At 50.9% G+C, this 21,364-nt stretch carries 14 protein-coding genes and 2 tRNA genes; 10 read left to right on the top strand and 6 right to left on the bottom strand.

The window, feature by feature from the left end; genetic code table 11:
- Window positions 1–46: 46 nt before the first annotated feature.
- The 6 genes from B5F35_RS00430 to B5F35_RS00405 all read right to left on the bottom strand — a co-directional run bounded on the left by B5F35_RS00430 (window position 47) and on the right by B5F35_RS00405 (window position 5,514).
- Window positions 47–1,951 carry an ABC transporter ATP-binding protein gene (locus B5F35_RS00430; RefSeq protein WP_242969335.1) on the bottom strand — a complete coding sequence of 635 codons (1,905 nt, stop codon included), beginning with the start codon at window positions 1,949–1,951 and terminating at the stop codon, window positions 47–49.
- Window positions 1,941–3,815 carry an ABC transporter ATP-binding protein gene (locus B5F35_RS00425; RefSeq protein WP_242969334.1) on the bottom strand — a complete coding sequence of 625 codons (1,875 nt, stop codon included), beginning with the start codon at window positions 3,813–3,815 and terminating at the stop codon, window positions 1,941–1,943. The genes B5F35_RS00430 and B5F35_RS00425 overlap by 11 nt, the downstream gene beginning before the upstream one ends.
- A 43-nt stretch (window positions 3,816–3,858) precedes the next feature.
- The gene (locus B5F35_RS00420; RefSeq protein ID WP_087236975.1) at window positions 3,859–4,560 is read right to left on the bottom strand and encodes a sensor histidine kinase; all 702 of its coding nucleotides are present in this window, start codon (window positions 4,558–4,560) and stop codon (window positions 3,859–3,861) included.
- A 13-nt stretch (window positions 4,561–4,573) separates the two neighbouring features.
- Window positions 4,574–5,272, bottom strand: coding sequence for a LytR/AlgR family response regulator transcription factor (locus B5F35_RS00415; protein WP_087236973.1), 699 nt, complete (start codon window positions 5,270–5,272; stop codon window positions 4,574–4,576).
- A 66-nt stretch (window positions 5,273–5,338) separates the two neighbouring features.
- Window positions 5,339–5,414 (bottom strand) — tRNA-Ala (locus tag B5F35_RS00410).
- A gap of 24 nt (window positions 5,415–5,438) precedes the next feature.
- A tRNA-Ala gene (locus B5F35_RS00405) sits at window positions 5,439–5,514 on the bottom strand.
- A 371-nt stretch (window positions 5,515–5,885) separates the two neighbouring features.
- On the opposite strand from B5F35_RS00405, the gene B5F35_RS00395 reads away from it, so the two are divergent.
- The 10 genes from B5F35_RS00395 (at window position 5,886) to rpoC (ending at window position 21,336) form a co-directional block, all read left to right on the top strand.
- Entirely contained in the window at window positions 5,886–7,157 is a 1,272-nt protein-coding gene (locus tag B5F35_RS00395) for an HlyC/CorC family transporter (RefSeq protein ID WP_087236969.1), read from the top strand.
- Window positions 7,158–7,201: 44 nt separating this feature from the next.
- A complete protein-coding gene (locus tag B5F35_RS00390) occupies window positions 7,202–8,149 on the top strand; it encodes a glycosyltransferase (RefSeq protein ID WP_087236968.1) in 948 nt (315 codons plus the stop codon).
- 126 nt (window positions 8,150–8,275) lie between these two features.
- Window positions 8,276–8,479, top strand: a complete 204-nt coding sequence (gene rpmE, locus B5F35_RS00385) for a 50S ribosomal protein L31 (RefSeq protein WP_087236966.1) — start codon at window positions 8,276–8,278, stop codon at window positions 8,477–8,479.
- Between the two features lie 71 nt (window positions 8,480–8,550).
- On the top strand, window positions 8,551–9,174 hold the full coding sequence (locus B5F35_RS00380) for an IMPACT family protein (RefSeq protein WP_087236964.1): 624 nt from the start codon (window positions 8,551–8,553) through the stop codon (window positions 9,172–9,174).
- A 120-nt stretch (window positions 9,175–9,294) separates the two neighbouring features.
- Window positions 9,295–10,302, top strand: coding sequence for a deoxyguanosinetriphosphate triphosphohydrolase (locus tag B5F35_RS00375; protein WP_087236962.1), 1,008 nt, complete (start codon window positions 9,295–9,297; stop codon window positions 10,300–10,302).
- 46 nt (window positions 10,303–10,348) lie between these two features.
- Entirely contained in the window at window positions 10,349–12,118 is a 1,770-nt protein-coding gene (gene dnaG, locus B5F35_RS00370; RefSeq protein WP_087236960.1) for a DNA primase, read from the top strand.
- Window positions 12,119–12,137: 19 nt separating this feature from the next.
- Window positions 12,138–13,235 (top strand): RNA polymerase sigma factor RpoD, encoded by a 1,098-nt coding sequence (gene rpoD / locus B5F35_RS00365; RefSeq protein ID WP_087236958.1) that lies wholly within the window; start codon window positions 12,138–12,140, stop codon window positions 13,233–13,235.
- 31 nt (window positions 13,236–13,266) lie between these two features.
- Window positions 13,267–13,689, top strand: coding sequence for an RrF2 family transcriptional regulator (locus tag B5F35_RS00360; protein WP_242969333.1), 423 nt, complete (start codon window positions 13,267–13,269; stop codon window positions 13,687–13,689).
- Between the two features lie 360 nt (window positions 13,690–14,049).
- Window positions 14,050–17,778, top strand: coding sequence for a DNA-directed RNA polymerase subunit beta (gene rpoB / locus B5F35_RS00355; RefSeq protein ID WP_087236954.1), 3,729 nt, complete (start codon window positions 14,050–14,052; stop codon window positions 17,776–17,778).
- A 15-nt stretch (window positions 17,779–17,793) separates the two neighbouring features.
- Window positions 17,794–21,336: a DNA-directed RNA polymerase subunit beta' gene (rpoC, locus tag B5F35_RS00350; protein WP_087236952.1), complete on the top strand. Its 3,543-nt coding sequence runs from the start codon at window positions 17,794–17,796 to the stop codon at window positions 21,334–21,336.
- The last annotated feature ends 28 nt before the right edge of the window (window positions 21,337–21,364 follow it).

Genomic DNA, 21,364 nt, shown 5'->3' with positions numbered 1-21,364 from the left:
ACGCAGGCATCCCTGAAAGGGATCTGCCTGCGTTTTTTCTTTACTTTTATTCTTGCGGCGAATCTTCAAGTACCTCTTGGTGTTCCCGATAATACTGTGCCTGTGCTTCCCACAATGCCGCATAGACGCCGTTTTTGTCCTGCAAAAGAGATTCATGCGTTCCCTGTTGGACAATCTGTCCATGATCAAAGACAGCGATTGCATCGCAGAAGCGGCAGGAGGAGAGACGGTGGCTGATATAGACAGCTGTTTTGTCTCCCACCAGATCGTTGAAATGGGTATAAACTTCATATTCCGCCACAGGATCGAGAGCCGCGGTCGGTTCGTCCAGAATGATAAAGGGAGCGTCACGGTACAGGGCACGGGCCAGCGCGATTTTCTGCGCTTCACCGCCGGAAACTGTTACACCCTTTTCGCTAAAATCGCGGGTGAGGAAGGTATCCAGACCGTCCGGCATGGAATCCAGCCGATCTCCAAATCCAGCGACACGCAGACAGTGCTCCGCCCGTTCCCGGTCCACAGTATAGGAAGCGGCCACGTTCTCTCCCAGCGGGAAAGGAAGAAGCTGAAAATCCTGAAATACCACAGAGAAAACCCGTAGATAATCTTGGTAATTGTACTTACGGATATCGATCCCGTTAAGCAGGATTTCTCCTTCGTCGGGATCGTACAGACGGCAAAGCAGCTTGATAAAAGTAGTTTTACCGGAGCCATTGCGCCCCACAATGGCCAAACGCTCTCCAATGCGAAATTTCATTGTCACATGACGCAGGGCATATTCATGCGTTCCGGGATAGCGGAAAGAAACGTCGCGGAACTCCACCTCATACTGGCGGTCAGAGCGTTTTTCCGTTGTCAAGGTTCCCTGATACATCCGATCCGGCAAATCCAGGAATGCGAAAACGGTTTCCATGGGTTTTGCATTGTTGTAAAGCTCGCCCAGCACACGCATCAGGAACGTAATGTTGCTGGAAAGTGCTGTGATAGCGCCCACATACTGCGTCACAGAGCCGACGCCGAACGCACCTGCCCATGCTTTGAGACAGACAAACAGATAGGAAAGACCGATGAACACAGCGGAGATTGCGGAAGCAGATGCCATGAGCAATCCCATCGGGCCAAGCGCGTACCGCACAATTTTAGAGCCGCGGCCAAACATCTCTTGTCCCTGTGTCATCAGGATTTCAGAGCAAATTTCCTGTTGATCGTACAGGCGCATATCAAGGGCACGATCCCGCCCATGAACGGTATAGCCAAAGAAAGAATAAAGGCGGTTCAAAAATTTCTGTTCTTCCGCAGTGGAGATCCAGTAGCTGTCTGATTTCGTGGCACAGATGGAAGAGAGAAAGGAGAAAAGAAGGAGGACAACAAGTGCGGCAACTGGGAAAAGAGGATGATTCAGGAAGGAAAGGGAAGAGGTTCCCGGAACCGGGAGAAGAAACAGTCCCACCGTCAAAGAGACCGCGCTTAAAATGCCGATGATGGCTTCCACCAATTCCTCAAAAATCATGGTGGCACGATACAATCCCCAGCCCATCCAATTGTCATTCTGTTTGATCTGGGAGTGAAGATCGTGTGTGTGGGAATCGTCAAGGACGCAAAAATCCATTCGCAGAAGCTTATCAACATAGATGCGGCCGGTATCTTGCTGGAACGTTCCCATCTTCTGATTTTTCCAGCGGGAAAATACTGCTTTGAACAGTGTCAAAATCATGGTGGAAGCCGCTGCGAGCAGCGCCCACATCCACAGTGATTGTGCACGGCGTTCTCCGGCAAGTTCATTAAGGAGCTGCGCGGAAAAATAGATTCCGACATAGGGGAGGACAGCTCCAACTGCAGAGTGGAAAAAAATGGATGGCAGAAGACCGGGACAATTTTTTTGCAAAATCTGAAACGCTCGGTAATGGAGGGAAAAAGCCTTGGAGAGGGGGATTCTTTTCTCAGTCTTCACAGAGATCCCTCCTTCCCGGGAAAGTGTCTTTATCTGAGACAGGTTTTTCCTTCCCGTAGTATCGGCTTTGGAGAGCATACAGCTCTGCATACCGGCCATTTTGCCGCATCAATTCTTCATGGGTGCCTTCCTCCGCAATCCCCTGGTCTGCCAGCAGCAAAATCCGATCGCAGAAGCGGGTGGAAGCAAGACGGTGTGAAATATAGACAGAGGTATGTCCCGCCGTCAGATCGCTGTATTTCAGGTACAGTTCATTTTCTGCGATGGGATCGAGAGCAGCAGTCGGTTCGTCAAGCACGATGATGGGGGAATTCCGATAGAGCGCGCGGGCCAGCATCAAACGCTGCATTTCGCCGCCGGAAAAATCCACACCGTCCTCAAAGACGGTTTTCCCGACATGAGTGGAAGGTCCATCGGGAAGCTCTCTGATTTTTTCCAGTAGTCCGGCCTGTTCCAAGCAGGCGTCTATACGTTTTGCGTCAAAGCGGGTGGATTGCGCAACGTTTTCCGCAACAGTTGTTTCCAGGACGGAAAACTGCTGGAATACTGCGGAAAACAGATGATAATATTCCCTGCGGTTCAGAGTGCGGACATCTGTCCCATTAAAAAGGACGCTGCCTTCGGTAGGATCGTACAGTCCGCAAATCAGCTTGACAAGCGTTGTTTTTCCCGCGCCGTTCAGGCCAACGATCGCCAGCTTTTCGCCGGGGTGGATCGTCAGATTGACCTTGTGCAGTATGTCTTTTTCCGTGCCGGGATACCGGAAGCTGACCTGATCCAGTTTGATTTCGCATGGTATCCCCTGCCGCATTGGAACCGGTGTACCATTTTCAAAGAGGAAGGGTTCGGGCAGATCGAGATATTCCCGAATGGAGCACAGATCCAGACTTTGTGTGCGCAGGGTGGAGAAGGTGGTGAGAATTCCTGTTACCCACTCCGCAAAGCCGCCCGCCGCGGAGAAATACAGAAGAAATTCTGCGGCGGACAAACCGCCGCCAAGAGCCATTCCGATCAGATATAGATAGGCGACTCCATTACGGAGAAAAGCAAGTGCAGCGTCGATCGCATCCGCCCAGAAATAGATCCGTTCACGCCGGGAAATAAAGCTGTGATAAGCTTTCTGCGCGCGCAGATACACCTCTTCCAGCCATGGGATCATGCCGAAGATGCGTACGTCCTTTCCCAAAACCCTAAGGGAAGATTTTTTCAGAACTTCATTCATCTGCTTCAGATAGGCAGATTCTTCATCCCGGTGTCGGAAACCCCATTCGTGGATTCGCTTGCCGGCAAAATAGGCAACACAGGCCGCCACAAGAGAGACAAGAGCCAGAATAGGCTCAAGAGAGGAGAGAAGCAGGAGATAGAAAAGGAATCCAAGCAGATTTTTCAGCAGATCCGTCAGAGTGTTCCAGATTGCCTCAGAAGCCTGACTGTTGCCTGAAGTGATTTCCTGTGCTTTCTCCAGTTTTTTTAAAACGTTGGGATCTTCCGTATTCGGAAAGGAGGTTACATCTGTTTTCCAGTTGACTTGGTTCAGTATTTTCACGCGCAGATCGACTTTTGGGTACAGAGCGTTTATGGGAAGATACATATTGAGAGCCGAAAATACGATGAGAAGAAGAGAAAACAGAGCGATCACAGTGAGAAGCTCAGGAAGAGGAGCGGATTTTTCCAGCTTTTCCAGAATCCCAGGGGCGATCAGCAGCTTGACCAGATTCAGGACCGTCCCACAGACAGCGGAAACAATACAAAGGAAAATAATACTTTTTCGTTCTTTCCAGGCCCAGTGGATCATCCATCCGACGTTTTGTCCCACATGATAAGGGGGCTTTTCTTTTTTTCGCAGAGATCGTACTTGCATCATGACTCACCTCTCCGTTATCCTACCGCAAAATGGAGGAGACGGATCAATCCGGGGATGAATTGTTGGTTTTGGGGGACGAACTGCACTCCTGCGGGAGAAGAATCTCTGTGGTAAAAGCCCCATCCTCACTGTTTCGGCTCAAATACCCGCCCAGCCGTTCCACCACACTGTCCATCCGCAGAAGGCCGAAGCCGTGCCCCTCGCCCTTGGTGGAGAAAAAACGTCCGCCGTGCTTTGCCAGTTTTTTCTCTGCTGTAAAGTTGGTGAAGGAAATATAAAGCTGTGTTCCCTTCATGTCCATATAGATGCGGATCAAACGTTTCTCCGGTGGCAGACGCAAACTGGCTTCGATAGCATTGTCAAACAGGTTTCCGATGACGACGCACAAGTCCAGTTCGGAGATCCGGAGCGCTACCGGAATCTGAGCATCCGCCCTTACCGGGATTCCGCGTGAGCGGGCTAACGAGATTTTACTGTTTAGAATCGCATCTGTCATCGCATTTCCTGTTTTTATGACGGTATCTACTGTGGTAAGATCCACGTCAAGCTGGTCCAGGTAGTCCCGAATGGCTTTCAGATTTCCTGCTGCCGCATACGCCTTCATAACCTGAATGTGGTTGCGGTAATCGTGCCGCCATCCACGGATTTGCCGGTACATATTTTCCACCTCGGCAAAATGTGTCTCGATCAGCTCGCGCTGGTAAGCAGCGAGCTGCCGGTCTGCCCGTTTGGAAAGCCACTTCATGGAAGGTTCCTCCTCATAGCTTTGAGATGAGAGCACGATTCAGCGGTTCGTACTGGCCGCGCGGCAGGGGAAGGGAAGAACCGTCCGTCAGTGTGACTTCGGATCGCGTTACCCGCCGCACAAAGGTTAGGTTTAAGATACAGGAACGACCCGCACGGAAAAAACGGTCATCGAGCAGCGGCTCAAATTCAGCCAGTGTTTTCTTTACGGTATACTCCTGTGCGGCGTGTATGGTCGTATAATTTTGGTGTACATCCAGATATCGAATCTCGTAAAGTGGAATCCGTATGGTTTCGCCGGGGAGGGAAAGAGTCAGAGTCCGTTCGCTTTTTTCAAGTTTCTGCACCGCTCGATCCAGTACGGCGAACAGCTGTTCCCTTTTTACCGGCTTCATGAGGTAATGAAGAGCGGAGACTTCATAGCCATCCGCAATATAGTCGGAAAATCCTGTCACAAAAACAATCTGTATCATTTCATTTTCGGCGCGGATCTGCTTTGCCAGTGAAACGCCATCCATTGTCCCCATCTCAATGTCCAGAAGAAGAATGTCATAATCTTTGTGTTCGATATAATCAAAGAGAAACGCCTCCGCGCTGGGAAAGGAATGTGCTTTGATGAGGTAATTCCTTTCTTTTCCCCATTCGCAGACGAGACGTTTCAAAGTGTCAATTTGTACTTCTTCGTCGTCGCAAACAGCGCATTTCAGCTCCATGGCGTTTCCCTCCCAGGACAAAATAAAAAATCCGAACCCTTTGCCATTCGGCAGAAGGTTCGGATTTGGTGGAGCATAGCGGGATCGAACCGCTGACCTCCACACTGCCAGTGTGGCGCTCTCCCAGCTGAGCTAATACCCCAAATTGCTGTTTAGAAGGAAGAAGTGGTGGAGCATAGCGGGATCGAACCGCTGACCTCCACACTGCCAGTGTGGCGCTCTCCCAGCTGAGCTAATACCCCGAATTGCTTCCTGTCGAAACAGCTTCATTATCATAGCACGCGGATGCAGGAAAATCAAGTCTTTTTTGAAAAAAATTTTGAATTTGAAAAAGAAAGGTGAGAAAAAGAGTTTGAGAAAAGCGCTCAAACGCCGGTTTTACCAGAAAAAAGCGTTTATGGGTCCATTTTTTCGGGCTGACGGCTTTGTCAGACCGTGGAACGCGTTCGGGCCACATCGTTCGAAATCGGAAGAACGTTGCATTGCTTCCTGTCTTTTGCTACAATAGAAAAGACAGTTCCGCGCAGAGAGCGGGGCTTCCGGACATGACTGGCGCATGTGGCGCACATGCCGAACAGGGAGCAATCCCGGGAAAGAAAAAGGAGTTTGATTTATGGGCGACCTATCGATCGTCGGCTATCTAATTGGTATTTTAATTTGCGTTGTGTTTTCCGGCTACTTTTCCGCTTCTGAAACCGCTTTTACCACTATCAACTGGATTCGATTGAAAACGTTGGCTGAGGATGGGGACGCAGGGGCCAAATTGGTACTCAAAGTGTCGGAGAATTACGACAAAATGCTGACGACCATCTTGATTGGAAATAACATCGTAAATATTGCTTCCGCTTCCATGGCAACTTTGATGTTTGCCGCTCTTTTGGCGGATCAGGATTTGGGCGCGTCTGTTTCCACCGCCGTTATGACTATAGTGGTTCTGATTTTCGGTGAGGTTTCGCCCAAATGCTTGGCAAAAGAAAATCCGGAAAGCTTTGCCCGCTTTTCGGCTCCTATTCTGAAATTTTTGATGTTTATTCTGACGCCCATCAATTTCGTCTTTATGCAGTGGCGTAAGCTCCTTAGTTTAGTCTTTAAGAAAAAGCCGGAGAATCGCATGACGCAGGAAGAATTGATCACCATCGTGGACGAAGCCCAAAGCGAGGGCGGGATCGATGAGGAAAACGGCGAATTGATTCGCTCTGCGATTGAATTTGACGATGTGGATGCGCGCGAAATCCTGACTCCCCGTGTGGATCTTGTCGGTGTGGACAAAGAAACGCCGTTTGAAGAAATTGCGAAAGTGTTTGAACAAAATCCATTTTCGCGTCTTCCGGTCTATGAGGAGTCCATTGACAATATTATTGGTGTGGTGCATGAGAAGGATTATTTCTGCGCCCTGCAGCAGGGAAACTGCTCTTTGGAATCGATTCAGACAAAACCGCTTTATATCAGCGGGACGGTTAAGGTATCCGATTTGCTTAGAATGCTGCAGCATTATAAGGTGCACATGGCTGTGGTTGTCGACGAATTCGGCGGCACAGAGGGCGTTGTGACCATGGAAGATATTATCGAGGAGCTTGTAGGCGATATCTGGGATGAACATGACGTTGTGGTGAATTATTTTCAGAAAATCAACGATACTACTTATAAAATCGACTGCCGTGCGGCGTTGGATGAAATGTTTGATTTTCTTGATGTTAAGGCGTCGGATGATGATTACGACTGTGTAACGGTAAATGGCTGGGTCATGGAAAAGCTGGAGAAGATTCCTGCTGTGGGAGACAGCTTTGATTTTGAGGATCTGCACATTACTGTTACAAAAGGAACAGCGCACCATGCAACGGAGCTGACGGTCAAACGTGCAGCGCCCAAAATGGAGAAGGCGTAAACACATAGCCCAGGGTTCTGCCGGAAAGGAGCAATAGAACGGCAATGGATTCGTGTACTCTTTCTGTACTCTTTCCAGTCAGAAATATCGAGCAGGAAATAGGGGCCATTCTGCGTCTGACGGCAGAGCAGACACAGGGTATCAATACAGAATTTATTGTGGCTGATATGGGATCAACGGATAAAACCGTGTGGGAAGCTTTACGGGCTATCAAGGAGCTTCGTTTGTCCGGATCGGTGCTTCAAAGTGGAGAGGGAACTGTTGCCCGTGCACTGAATACAGCGATGGTTCGGGCGGCCGGAGAATATGTTTCTTTTGTGTTTGCCCGCCGGTTGTACTCTGCATTCCTGGCTCCGTACTGTGAAATGGCTCATATGCTCCATTCAGATATTGTGTTTGGTACGGCAGGGGAACCCTTTGGAAAAGAAGGAACCATCATGCCGGGATCTGTTTGCCTGCAGGGACTGCTGGAGGAAAAGCTGCCAGTAGATATTGCTGCTGTTTTGCTGCGGCGCGCTTTTTTGGAAGAGCGGCGCCTAATCTTTGCGGAAAATTGTGAGTTTGGTTATTCTGAAGAATTCTTGTTGCGCTGCTTTTGTACAGCGGAAACAGCGGTGCGCAGTCCGGTAGCTTTGAGGAGAGACTCTGCTTACGAACTGCGTCGTGGGCCGCAGAAAACGGTGGGAGCAGCTTCGTTTCAGCGTGTAGAGGCTTTGCTGCGTGTAACGGAGTATGTGGAAAGCCGCTTGCCCGGCGACAAAAAGGTGAGCGCTTTGCTGTGGGAAAGAAGAATCCCGCAAGCAGTTATGTGGTGCGTGGATTTGCTTTTACGGGAAGGGAACGGATATGGCGCGGTGCAGGGAATGCTCAAGGTGGGGGGATACCGAAAATACCTTAAATGCGGATCTGCTACACCTTTCGAATTGAAGAAAAGAATCCGCCTTTGGAAAAGCTTGCCCTGGATGTACAAGCCGAGAAGACCTGTGCCTTAAAAACGGGGGAGAATTGCTGAAAACAAATCTTTTTTGAAAAAATATGTTTTTATACTTGCTTTTTTACAAACGGTATGATAAAATCCAAATGTTAAGTCGCAGTATATCGTGAAAGAGGTGACAACAATGAAGGAAAACATTCATCCCCAGTATGAGGAGACGACAATTACCTGCGCATGCGGGAATGTGATTAAGACCAGATCCACGAAGAAGGATATTCACGTGGAAATTTGCTCCAAATGCCATCCGTTTTTCACGGGTAAGCAGAAGCTCGTCGATACCAGCGGGCGCGTCGATATGTTTAAGAAGCGCTACGGCATGGATAAGTAATGTCTTCTCTTTCAGGATTTGCATAGGCGGCGCAGATTGCGCCGCCTATGTTTTTTAAGGGGGGACCCCGTATGCAAGAATATAAAACGATTTTGAAGCCTGTCAGTGTGGAATTTGTGGAACGCCGTTCTCGCTTCATCGGACACGTTTGCCCGATTGATTCAGAGGAAGCGGCGTTAGCTTTTCTGGCAGATCTGCGCACCCGTTACTGGGACGCAACGCATAATGTGTACGCATATTCTCTGCGGCAAAGCGGTATTCAGCGCTATTCCGATGATGGAGAGCCGCAGGGAACAGCAGGTATCCCAACGCTTGATGTTCTGCGTAAATCTGGTGTAACCGATGTGATTGCCGTTGTGACACGATATTTTGGGGGGGTTCTTCTCGGCGCGGGAGGATTGGTGCGCGCATATTCCCATGCGGTTTCTCTTGCGCTGGAGAAATCTGGGGTTATTGTGATGCGTATGTGCGCTTTGGCAGAACTGACATGTTCTTACAGCCAGTATGGACGTGTTGCGGCACTGATTCCTGAGTGCGGTGGTATTCTGGACGATTCACAGTTTGGAGAATCGGTAACCCTTTCTTTTCATATTGCTCCTGATTCTCTTCCCTCCTTTGAACGTGAACTTGCAGACGCAACGTGTGGCGAATGCCACGTTTCTGTGTCAGGAGAGCGCTTTTTTGCGTGTCCTTGACATTTTTTTGCGCAAAACATAGGAACAAAAAAGGAAAAAGAAAAAAATCTGCGTATAACTATAATGTAAACCTTTTTCATGCCGGTAAATGCCGGCCTTTCCCTGAAGGAGGGGATGGCTATGACGGTGATGGAACGTATTCAGGAGGCGGAAAAAAGAAATCTTTCTCCTTGTGCAGCCTTGTCCGCAAAAACAAGGGGAAGGGATTATCCCGAGGAGGAAAGCGAGCTTCGCACGCCTTATCAGAGAGATCGGGACAGAATAATTCATTGCAAATCCTTTCGCCGTCTGAAGCACAAAACGCAGGTTTTTCTTTCTCCGGAAGGAGACCACTATCGTACACGGCTGACACATACACTGGAGGTTGCCCAGATTGCAAGGACGATTGCCCGTGCGCTGATGCTGAATGAAGATTTAACTGAGGCGATCGCACTTGGTCATGATTTGGGTCATACTCCCTTTGGACATGCAGGGGAACGATCGCTCAATGAGTTATATCCGGGCGGTTTCCGCCATTTTGAACAAAGTGTCCGTGTGGTGGAGAGACTGGAGAAGGGAGGAAAAGGACTCAATCTTACTTGGGAAGTGAGAAATGGGATCCTTTGCCATACCAGAGGCATACAGGCGGAAACACTGGAAGGCCGCGTTGTGCGGTTGGCCGATCGGATTGCCTATCTCAATCATGATATTGAGGATGCGGAAAGGGCTGGAGTACTTCATGAGGGTGATATTCCTTCTGATGTGCTCCGCGTATTAGGATCGACTAAATCGAAACGGATAGATACACTGGTGCTTTCGGCGGTAAACCATAGTACGCAGCAGGAGATCCTTCTTGATCCGCAGGTGCAGCAGGCATTTGATTGTCTCAATGAGTTTATGTATGAATCAGTATATCTGAATCCCCGCGCAAAAAAGGAAGAAAAGAAGGTGCCGGGGCTGATAGAAATACTTTACCGGTATCTGTGCCAGCCGGATCACCTGCCGGAGGATATGCGGTTAATTGCAGCAGAAGAAGGATATGAGCGCGCAGCCTGCGATTATATCGCGGGTATGACGGATCACTTTGCTGTGCAGCTGTTCAGCACCATCTTCATTCCTAGGTCGTGGAACATGAATTATATGGTTTAAATTTTTTGCTGTCAGCAAAATGAAGGAAAGAAAAGGAGGGACCACATTGCCGTTTCCGGATTCCTTTATTCAGGAACTGAAATTCCGCAACAATATTGGGGATGTGGTGTCCTCCTATGTCAATTTGCGGCGCTCTGGCCGGAATATGGTGGGGCTTTGTCCCTTTCACGGAGAAAAAACTCCATCATTTCATGTCTATCCAGATAACGGTTCCTTTTATTGCTTTGGCTGTCATGCGGGCGGAGATGTTATCACTTTTGTGCGAAAAATTGAGCATCTGGATTATGTGGAAGCTGTTCGTTTTCTCGCTGACCGTGCAGGAATGCAGGTGCCGGAAAGGCAGGTGGACGACGGCATGGCCCGGCTTCGCATGCGGATTTTGGAAATCAATCGGGAAGCGGCACGTTTCTTCTACTCTGTCCTCAATTCGCAGGAGGGCCAGCCGGGAATGGATTATCTGCGGGGACGTGCGCTTACACAGAGAACGATTCGCCACTTCGGCTTGGGCTATGCGCCGCCGGATCGATTTGCACTGGTTAACCATCTTCGCCGGAAAGGTTTTTCCGGGGAGGAAGTGATTCAGGCCAATGTGGCGTTCCGAGGAAGAAATGGCGGCGCTGTGGATCGTTTTTCCAACCGTGTGATGTTCCCCATCATTGACTTGCGCGGCAATGTCATCGCGTTTGGCGGACGTGTGTTGGGGGATGCAAAGCCTAAGTATCTCAATACCTCTGATACACCAGCTTTCCACAAGAGCAGCGCTCTGTTTGCATTGAACTTCGCCAAGGATGCTGGGGGAGATCAGCTGATTCTTGCGGAAGGCTATATGGATGTGATTTCGCTCCATCAGGCAGGCTTTCCCACAGCCGTGGCTACTTTGGGAACGGCGCTGACAGCAGAACAAGCGCGCTTGATGGCTCGCTATGCGAAAGAAATTGTACTTTGTTATGATGCGGATACGGCCGGACAGAATGCAACAGCGCGGGCGATTCCTATGCTGCGGGAAGCGGGGCTTTTGGTAAAAGTTCTCACAGTCCCAAACGGAAAGGATCCGGATGAATATATTCGTTCCTATGGGGATCAGGGGTATGCCCGCTTTAAGAATCTCCTCGATACAACAGGGAATGATGTGGAGTACAGGCTGCAAAAGCTACAGCAAGCTAATCCGATTGAAGAGCCCGCAGGGCGTGTTGCATATCTGACAGGAGCAGCGGAGATTCTTGCGGGATTGACAAACCGTATTGAACAGGAAGTATATGCCGGGCGTCTGGCAGAGGAAATGAGCGTGGATCGGTCTGCAATTCTGCGTCAGGTGGATAGTCTGATGAAAAAAAGACGCCGTGAGGAAAAGAAAAAAGAGTTTCGAGAATATCAGCAGGAAACGGCGGGACTTCGCGATCGTGTGAACCCTGATAAAGCGTCCAATCTTCGTGCGGCAGCAGCGGAGGAGGCTTTGCTTTCCGCCATGCTGCGATATCCGGAAACAGCGGAAGGGATTGCGGGTGCACTTTCAGCGGATATTTTTATTACTGCCTTTAACCGGCGCGTTTATGCTGCTTTGAAGGCAAAGCTGGACGCGGGGACAGAACTTTCTCTTTCCGCCATATCCGGGGAGTTTTCCGAGGAAGAGATTTCCTCTATTGCGCGTATGATGGCCAGATATCATGATGTTCCGGTTTCGGAACGTGGTGTTCAGGAATATATTCAGGTACTGAAAACAGAAAAAGCGGCCCTCAGAGCCCGGCAGGCTGCGGAAGCAGAACAGCCGCAGGAGCTGCTGGGGTATCTTGAGGCGCTGCGGAAGCAGAAAAAATAGAAGCAGGGGGAATTTCGCTATGGGAGCGCCAGACAAAAAGACAGTGATTCGGGAATTGATTGAGCAGGGAAAAGCAAAAGGCCAGCTTTCCACCAACGAGATTCTGGATGCGATCGGTGAGCTCGATTTTGAACCGGAACAACTTGAAAAATTTTATGATACGCTGGAAGCGCAGGGCGTGGAGATTGTCGAGAACAGTTTGGACGACACGCCACTTGACGATATTGAGTTTCTGACACAGGATGAAGATGGAGAAGATCTCGAAAATGCCCTGAACACGGATGGAATTGCGATTGATGATCCTGTGAAGGTTTACCTGAAGGAAATCGGCCGCGTTCCCCTTCTGACTCCAGAAGAGGAAATCGATCTGGCTATCCGTATTTCCAGTGGGGATGAGGCGGCTAAAAAGCGGCTTTCAGAAGCAAATCTCCGTCTGGTGGTCAGCATTGCAAAACGATACCTGGGTCGCGGGATGCAGTTTCTGGACTTGATTCAGGAAGGAAATCTGGGTCTTATCAAAGCGGTGGAGAAGTTTGATTATACGAAAGGCTTCAAATTTTCCACTTATGCCACTTGGTGGATTCGGCAGGCCATCACCCGTGCTATTGCGGATCAGGCCAGAACTATCCGTATCCCGGTGCATATGGTGGAAACCATCAATAAGGTGAAAAAGGTTTCCAGCCAGCTTCTGCACACCAACGGCCATGAGCCGACGGCGGACGAGATTTCCGATGAACTGGACATGCCTGTCGATAAGGTGCGGGAGATCATGCGCGTTGCACAGGAGCCCGTTTCTCTGGAGACACCGATTGGTGAGGAAGAGGATAGCCATCTTGGAGACTTCATCCCGGATGACGATGCGCCTGCTCCGCAGGATGCGGCTTCACACACACTGCTTAAGGAGCAGCTTTCCGACGTGCTTGATACGCTGACCCCGCGAGAGGAAAAGGTCCTTCGCCTGCGGTTTGGTTTGGAAGACGGACGTTCCAGAACATTGGAAGAGGTGGGCAAGGAGTTCAATGTGACGCGGGAAAGAATCCGTCAGATTGAGGCCAAAGCCCTTCGAAAGCTTCGCCATCCCAGCAGAAGCAAAAAATTGAAAGATTTTCTTGATTAAGCTCCATGGGAAAGGGGGAGATGCTGTGCACATGACGCTGGAGGCCGACTACGCCGTGCGGATTGTCGGATGCTTGACGCAGGCGGCCAGGCGCTGTGACGCCGCATATCTGGCGGAACAGACGCAGGTGCCGCTTCGCTTTTCTCTCAAAATTCTTCGTAAACTGGTGCAGGATGGCGTGGTGGTTTCCTATAAAGGGGCCCGAGGGGGGTATTGTCTGGCACGTCCCGCGTCAGAAATTACTCTGAGGCAGGTTCTTGAGGCGGTGGAAGGACCGTATGTTCTCAGTCGCTGCCAGAGAGACGAAGGCTGCTGCCCACAGATGCATTCCTGCCGGTTTTCCGCAATTTACGCAGAGATTTCCGAGCTTGTCCGTGAGAAACTGGATGCACATACTTTTGCTGAGCTCTGTTCCTGCAGTGCAAATCAGCAGAAGTGTGACAGCACTACATAAATGAAGATTAAAAAAGGGAACCGTCTGTACGGTTCCCTTTTTCATGCCTGTGTTTTAATTTAAGAAACAACTCCCCGCTTGAAAAATTGTCAAAAACTTCAAAAGAGTGATGACAATTCAAGGGATTTCCTGTCAAAATTCAGAGGGAGATTTCCTTGACAAATTTGGAATATTGTTATACAATTATATACTGCATCATCATGGACAGATATACGCTAAATTCTCTTATCCATCATATCACAACTCCAGAGAAAAGGCAAGAGCTTCTGTAATCTGCTCGGAAAGCCATGAAGATGCGAGGGAAATTTTGTGCTTTTTTCATGCCGCAGCGGTAAATATATGAATGGAGTGATTGAGCCAATGGTGAATGTCAAACCGGTGCAGGTCGGCAGGAACACCCGCATGAGCTTTGCCAGAATTGACGAAGTCCTGGGAATGCCGAATCTGATCGAGGTGCAGAAGAATTCCTATGCCTGGTTTCTTGACAAGGGCCTCAAGGAAGTCTTCAAGGATGTCTCCGGTATCACAGACTACACAGGCAATCTCGTGCTCGATTTTGTCGACTATAAGCTTGATGTCGACAAGCCGAACTATAGTGTAGAGGAATGCAAGGAACGCGACGCCACCTATGCCGCCGCCCTTCGCGTGACAGCCAGACTGCTCAATAAGGAAAGCGGTGAGATCAAGGAATCTGAAGTGTTCATGGGCGATTTCCCGCTTATGACGGAAAGCGGTACCTTTGTGATCAACGGCGCGGAGCGCGTGATTGTTTCCCAGCTCGTTCGTTCCCCCGGCGTGTACTATAAAATGGATTACGACAAGACAGGCAAGGAGTTGTTCAGCTCCACCGTGATTCCGAACCGCGGCGCTTGGCTTGAATATGAAAACGATGCGAATGATGTCTTTTATGTTCGTATTGACAAGAACCGTAAAATCCCTGTAACGGTGTTTATCCGTGCTTTGGGGCTTGGCTCGGATTCCGAGATCTATGAGTATTTCGGAGAGGACGATCGTATTCGTGCCACTATTGAAAAGGATCCCTGCAAGACGACAGAGGAAGCTCTTTTTGAGGTGTACCGTAAGCTGCGTCCGAGTGAGCCCCCAACCATCGAGAGCGCACAGGCGCATATCAATGGTCTGTTCTTTGATGCCCGCCGGTACGATCTTTCCCGTGTGGGACGTTACAAGTACAACAAAAAGCTGAATCTGGCGGGCCGCATCGTCGGTCAGCGTCTTGCCCAGCCGATTGTCAACCCGCTGACCGGCGAGCTGATGGCGGAGGCGGGGGAGATGGTATCCCATGCGAAGGCCGAGGCCATTGATAACGCGGGTGTTACCGTTGCGTTTGTCACGGTGGGTGAGCGTGAGGTAAAGGTGATTTCCAACGGCATGGTGGAAATCAATAACTTCCTGTCCTTTGATGCGCACAAGGAGTGCGGCGTGAACGAGCGTGTGCGGTTCAGCGTCCTCGCGGAGATTTTGGAATCCTGCTCCAGCGACAGCGAGCTCAAGGAAGCCATTGTTTCCCGTATGGACGAGCTTGTTCCGAAGCATATTATCATTGACGATATTTTCTCTTCGATTAACTACATGAATTGCCTTGCGGTCGGTCTTGGCAATCTGGATGATATCGACCATCTGGGCAACCGCCGCATTCGTTCCGTGGGTGAGCTGCTGCAGAACCAGTTCCGCATCGGTTTCTCCCGTCTGGAGCGCGTGATCCGTGAGCGTATGACTCTCCAGGCGCAGGATCTGGACGTTTTGACTCCGCATTCTCTGATTAATATTCGTCCTGTTGTCGCGGCAATCAAGGAGTTTTTCGGTTCCTCTCCGCTGTCTCAGTTCATGGACCAGACCAACCCGCTTGCCGAGCTGACGCATAAGCGCCGTCTGTCCGCGCTGGGGCCCGGCGGTCTGTCCCGTGACCGTGCCGGATTTGAGGTGCGTGACGTTCATTACAGCCATTACGGCCGTATGTGCCCGATTGAAACCCCGGAAGGTCCGAACATCGGTCTGATTTCCTATCTGGCTACCTTCGCGCGCATCAACGAATATGGCTTTGTGGAGGCGCCATTCCGCCGTGTGGATCACGAGACGGGAATTGTGACCCGTGAGGTCGTTTATATGACGGCTGACATGGAGGACGAATACATCGTTGCACAGGCGAACGAACCGCTTGACGAGCAAGGCCGCTTTATGCATGCAAAGGTCAATGCCCGTCATCGTGACGGCTTCGTTGAGGTGGAGCGTGAAAAGGCCGATTTCATGGATGTTTCTCCGCGAATGGTCGTTTCCGTCGCAACGGCAATGATTCCCTTCCTTGAGAATGATGACGCCAACCGTGCGCTGATGGGTTCGAACATGCAGCGCCAGGCTGTGCCGCTCCTTCGCACGGAGTCCCCGATTGTCGGTACCGGTATGGAGTACAAAGCCGGTGTTGACTCCGGCGTCTGCGTTATCGCAAAGCATGCTGGTGTGGTTCGCAGTGTCAGCGCAGACGAGGTTCGTGTAACCCGCGAAAATGGCGAAACAGATGTGTACCACATTACAAAGTTTATGCGTTCCAACCAGGGAACCTGTATCAATCAGATCCCTGTTGTGGATGTAAACCAGAAAATTCAGGCCGGTGATGTGATCGCCGACGGTCCCGCCACGAAGGATGGCGAGATCAGCTTGGGTAAAAATGCTCTGATCGGCTTCATGACCTGGGAAGGCTACAACTACGAGGACGCCGTTCTTATCAGTGAGAAGATTGTCCGCGATGATGTGTATACCTCCATTCATATCGAGGAATATGAGCTCGAAGCCAGAGATACCAAGCTTGGGCCGGAGGAAATTACCCGCGATATCCCAAATGTCAACGAGGATCTGCTGCGCGATCTTGACGAAGAGGGTATCATCCGCGTTGGCGCGGAGGTTCGCACCGGTGATATTTTGGTCGGTAAGGTAACGCCGAAGGGAGAAACGGAGCTGACAGCGGAAGAGCGTCTGCTGCGTGCTATTTTCGGTGAGAAAGCCCGTGAAGTGCGCGATACTTCCCTCCGTGTTCCGCATGGTGAATATGGTATCGTCGTGGATGTTAAGGTGTTCACCCGCGAAAACAGCAACAATGAGCTGAGCCCTGGCGTAAACAAGGTGGTTCGCTGCTATATTGCCCAGAAGAGAAAGATCTCCGTGGGCGACAAGATGGCGGGCCGTCACGGCAACAAGGGTGTTGTGTCCCGTATTCTTCCTGTGGAGGATATGCCGTTCCTGCCAGATGGCACTCCTCTTGATATCGTGCTCAATCCTTTGGGCGTGCCGTCTCGTATGAACATTGGACAGGTGCTGGAGGTTCATCTTGGCATGGCGGCCAAGGCGCTTGGCTGGAAAGTTATGACGCCTGTTTTCGATGGTGCGCATGAGGAAGATATCCGAGAATGCTTCCGTATGGCGGGAATGTCCGAGGATGGCAAGATCACGCTGAAGGATGGCCGTACTGGCGAGTATTTTGATAATCCCGTTACGGTTGGCTACATGTATTACCTCAAACTTCACCATCTGGTTGACGATAAGATTCACGCTCGTTCCACTGGTCCTTACAGTCTTGTCACGCAGCAGCCGCTCGGTGGTAAAGCCCAGTTCGGCGGCCAGCGCTTCGGTGAGATGGAGGTTTGGGCTCTGGAGGCATATGGCGCGGCCTATACGCTCCAGGAAATTCTGACCGTCAAGTCGGACGATGTGGTTGGACGTGTTAAGACGTATGAGGCGATCGTCAAGGGTCAGAACATTCCGAAGCCTGGCGTGCCGGAGTCCTTCAAGGTTCTGATTAAGGAACTGCAGTCTCTTGGTCTCGATGTAAAGGTCTTGGACAAGAACAACGAAGAAATCGATCTCAAGCAGAATTTCGACGACGACGATGATATCGGATTTACTCCCTCCGATGATCTGTTCAATGAGCAGAACGTTGCGGACGATATGGATGGCTACACCGTCGACGAGGGCGAAGAGGATGACTATACCAGCGACAACGATGACGACATGTTCGGCGAGGGCGCTCTCGACGAAGAGGATCCCTTTGATTTGGGCGACGATGGCGACGAATTTTAAGAGGGAGGAACAAGGATGGAATTTAACGTTTTTGAATCGATCAAGATAGGGCTGGCTTCTCCGGAAAAGATCCGTGAATGGTCGCACGGTGAGGTGAAGAAGCCGGAAACCATCAATTACCGTACCCTCAAGCCGGAGCGCGACGGCCTGTTCTGTGAGCGTATTTTCGGGCCTCAGAAGGACTGGGAGTGCCATTGCGGCAAGTATAAGCGGATCCGCTATAAGGGGAAAATCTGTGACCGCTGCGGTGTTGAGGTAACCCGCGCGAAGGTTCGCCGTGAGCGTATGGGCCACATTGAGCTGGCTGCGCCGGTTTCCCACATCTGGTATTTTAAAGGAATTCCGTCTCGTATCGGCCTGATGCTGGACATTTCTCCCCGCATGCTGGAAAAGGTTCTGTATTTTGCGATGTATATCGTAACCGATCCCGGTACGACTCGTGAACTGCAGAAAAAGCAGATTCTCACGGAGAAAGAGTATCGCGATCTGCGCGAGAAATATGAGGACGATTTTGACGCCGCGATGGGCGCGGAGGCGATCAAGAAGCTTTTGGAGGAAATCGATCTGGAGCAGCTTTCCGCTGACTTGAAAGCGGAACTGCACAATTCTTCCGGTCAGAAGCGAGTTCGTATTCTTAAGCGCCTGGAAGTCGTCGAATCCTTCCGTCTTTCCGGCAACCGTCCGGAGTGGATGATTCTCGATGTAGTGCCGGTGATTCCGCCGGATATCCGTCCGATGGTACAGTTGGACGGCGGCCGTTTTGCTACCTCCGACCTCAACGATCTGTACCGCCGTGTGATCAACCGCAATAACCGTCTGAAAAGATTGCTGGAACTTGGCGCACCGGATATCATTGTGCGCAATGAGAAGCGCATGCTCCAAGAGGCGGTTGATGCTCTGATCGACAATGGCCGCCGCGGCCGTCCTGTCACGGGGCCAAACAACCGTCCGCTCAAATCTCTCTCTGATATGCTTAAAGGCAAGCAGGGACGTTTCCGCCAGAACCTGCTTGGAAAGCGCGTGGACTACTCGGGCCGTTCCGTTATCGTGGTTGGGCCTGAGCTCCAGATGTATCAGTGCGGTCTGCCGAAAGAAATGGCTCTTGAGCTGTTTAAGCCGTTTGTCATGAAGCGCTTGGTGGAAACCGGTGTGGCCGGCAACATCAAGGCCGCCAGAAAGGCTGTGGAGCGCACAAAGCCTGAGGTTTGGGACGCGCTGGAAATTGTGATCAAGAACCATCCTGTTCTGCTGAACCGTGCGCCGACGCTGCACCGCTTGGGTATTCAGGCATTCGAGCCTGTTCTGGTGGAGGGACGCGCTTTGAAGCTCCATCCGCTGGCTTGTACGGCGTATAACGCCGACTTTGACGGCGACCAGATGGCAGTTCATGTGCCGCTTTCCGCGGAGGCTCAGGCGGAAGCCCGCTTCCTGATGCTTGCGGCTGGAAACCTGCTCAAGCCCTCTGACGGACGCCCGGTGACGGTTCCGACGCAGGACATGGTGCTTGGTTCCTACTATCTGACGCTTGACAAGGACGGTGAGCCCGGTGAGGGCAAGGTGTTCCGCAACTTTGACGAGGCTATCATGGCATATGACGCCAAGGTGATTGGCCTGCATGCAAAGATCAAAGTGCGCCGCAAGGCGATTGTTGACGGTCAGGAGGTATATGGCCTGATCGATACCACTGTGGGCCGAATGATCTTTAACCGTCCGATTCCGCAGGATCTCGGTTTTGTGGATCGTTCTCTGCCGGAGAACCGTTTCAAGCTGGAAATTGATTTCCTGGTTGGAAAGAAGCAGCTTGGTAAGATCATTGATAAGTGCATCAAGATTCATGGAACGGCAGAAACGGCTGATGTTCTCGATGCTGTAAAGGCGCAGGGCTACAAGTATTCGACCCGAAGCGCCATTACGGTTGCGGTTTGCGACGCGACGATTCCGCAGGAGAAGAAGGAACTTATTGCGAAGGCGGAAAAGAAGATCGATCAGATTACCGATCTCTTTAAAAATGGTCTGCTTTCTGAGGGCGAGCGCAAGGATGCCGTGCTCAAGACGTGGGAAAAGACCACGAACGATGTAACTGACGCTTTGCAGAAGGGCCTCGATCGCTACAACCCGATCTTCATGATGGCGGATTCCGGCGCTCGTGGATCGATGAGCCAGATTCGTCAGCTCGCCGGTATGCGCGGTCTGATTGCTAACACCTCCGGTACGGTTATTGAAATTCCGATTCGTGCCAACTACCGTGAAGGCCTGAACATTTTGGAATACTTTATTTCCTCCCGTGGCGCCAGAAAGGGCTTGGCAGATACAGCTCTGCGTACCGCAGACTCCGGTTATCTGACCCGCCGTCTGGTAGACGTTTCTCAGGATGTTATCATTCGTGAGGATGACTGCGGTGCTGAGGACGGTCTGGAGATTTTCGATATCTGCGAGGGCAAGGAAGCCATCGAGACCATGCATGAGCGTTTGATTGGCCGTTATCTCGTGGAGGATTTCGTGGATGAAGCCACCGGAGAAATTCTGGTGTCCAAGGATAAGATGATGGACGACAACGACGCAGATATCATTGTTGGACGTGGTGTCAAACGCATCAAGATCCGTTCCATTCTGAATTGCCGTGCCCGTCATGGCGTCTGCAAGAAGTGCTACGGCGCGAACCTTGCGAACGGTCATCCGGTTACAGTCGGTGAAGCAGTTGGTATTATTGCTGCTCAGTCTATCGGTGAGCCTGGTACGCAGCTGACGATGAGAACTTTCCATACTGGTGGTGTTGCCAGTGCGGAGGATATCACGCAGGGTCTGCCCCGCGTGGAAGAGCTGTTTGAAGGCCGTAAGCCGAAGCATCTCGCCATTATCAGTGAGATTTCTGGTCGCGTGACCTTCGAGGAGATCAAGAAAAACCGCCATGTGGTGGTTACGGATGCCGAGACGGGGGACAGCCGTTCGTATCTGATCCCATTCGGTTCCCGTCTGATTGTTTCCGAGGGCGACGATATCAAAGCTGGTACCCGAATTACGGAAGGCTCTGTGAATCCGCACGATGTTTTGGCGATCAGCGGAACACAGGCGGTTCAGGATTATCTGATTCAGGAAGTGCAGAAGGTTTACCGGATGCAGGGCGTTGATATCAATGATAAGCATATCGAGGTCATCGTTCGCCAGATGATGAAGAAGGTACGTGTGGATGAAGGCGGCGACACGCCGCTGCTTCCGAGCAGTCTGGTGGAGAAGAGCGAGCTGGAAGCGGAGAATCAGAAGATTCGTGAGCGGATTGCGGCTGGCGAGATCGATCTGAAGGAAGCTACCTTTACGCCTGTCCTGTTGGGTATCACAAAAGCCTCTCTTGCTACGGACTCCTTCCTGTCGGCTGCTTCCTTCCAGGAGACAACCCGTGTGCTGACGGATGCAGCTATTAAGGGTAAGGTTGATCCGCTGCTGGGACTGAAAGAGAACGTCATTATTGGTAAACTTGTACCAGCCGGAACCGGAATGAAGTGCTATAGTGACGTAGATATAGAACCTACAGAGAAAGACTTGACAAACGAGGCTGTCTGACAGTATAATTAGAAACCGTGGTGCGCAC

This window comes from Anaeromassilibacillus sp. An200, from assembly GCF_002160025.1.
GTDB lineage: Bacteria > Bacillota > Clostridia > Oscillospirales > Acutalibacteraceae > Caccousia > Caccousia stercoris.
The sequence above is the reverse complement of the archived record's forward strand: the minus strand, read 5'-3'. Positions and strand labels throughout refer to the sequence as shown.

What these genes read in the sequence shown, in the direction of transcription:
- rpoC (WP_087236952.1), top strand. Translation starts at nt 17,794, where the DNA reads ATGGAATTTAACGTTTTTGAATCGATCAAGATAGGGCTGGCTTCTCCG.
- B5F35_RS00390 (WP_087236968.1), top strand. Translation starts at nt 7,202, where the DNA reads ATGGATTCGTGTACTCTTTCTGTACTCTTTCCAGTCAGAAATATCGAG.
- B5F35_RS00380 (WP_087236964.1), top strand. Translation starts at nt 8,551, where the DNA reads ATGCAAGAATATAAAACGATTTTGAAGCCTGTCAGTGTGGAATTTGTG.
- B5F35_RS00425 (WP_242969334.1), bottom strand. Translation starts at nt 3,815, where the DNA reads ATGATGCAAGTACGATCTCTGCGAAAAAAAGAAAAGCCCCCTTATCAT.
- B5F35_RS00415 (WP_087236973.1), bottom strand. Translation starts at nt 5,272, where the DNA reads ATGGAGCTGAAATGCGCTGTTTGCGACGACGAAGAAGTACAAATTGAC.
- B5F35_RS00360 (WP_242969333.1), top strand. Translation starts at nt 13,267, where the DNA reads ATGACGCTGGAGGCCGACTACGCCGTGCGGATTGTCGGATGCTTGACG.
- rpmE (WP_087236966.1), top strand. Translation starts at nt 8,276, where the DNA reads ATGAAGGAAAACATTCATCCCCAGTATGAGGAGACGACAATTACCTGC.
- B5F35_RS00375 (WP_087236962.1), top strand. Translation starts at nt 9,295, where the DNA reads ATGACGGTGATGGAACGTATTCAGGAGGCGGAAAAAAGAAATCTTTCT.
- B5F35_RS00395 (WP_087236969.1), top strand. Translation starts at nt 5,886, where the DNA reads ATGGGCGACCTATCGATCGTCGGCTATCTAATTGGTATTTTAATTTGC.
- B5F35_RS00420 (WP_087236975.1), bottom strand. Translation starts at nt 4,560, where the DNA reads ATGAAGTGGCTTTCCAAACGGGCAGACCGGCAGCTCGCTGCTTACCAG.
- rpoB (WP_087236954.1), top strand. Translation starts at nt 14,050, where the DNA reads ATGGTGAATGTCAAACCGGTGCAGGTCGGCAGGAACACCCGCATGAGC.
- rpoD (WP_087236958.1), top strand. Translation starts at nt 12,138, where the DNA reads ATGGGAGCGCCAGACAAAAAGACAGTGATTCGGGAATTGATTGAGCAG.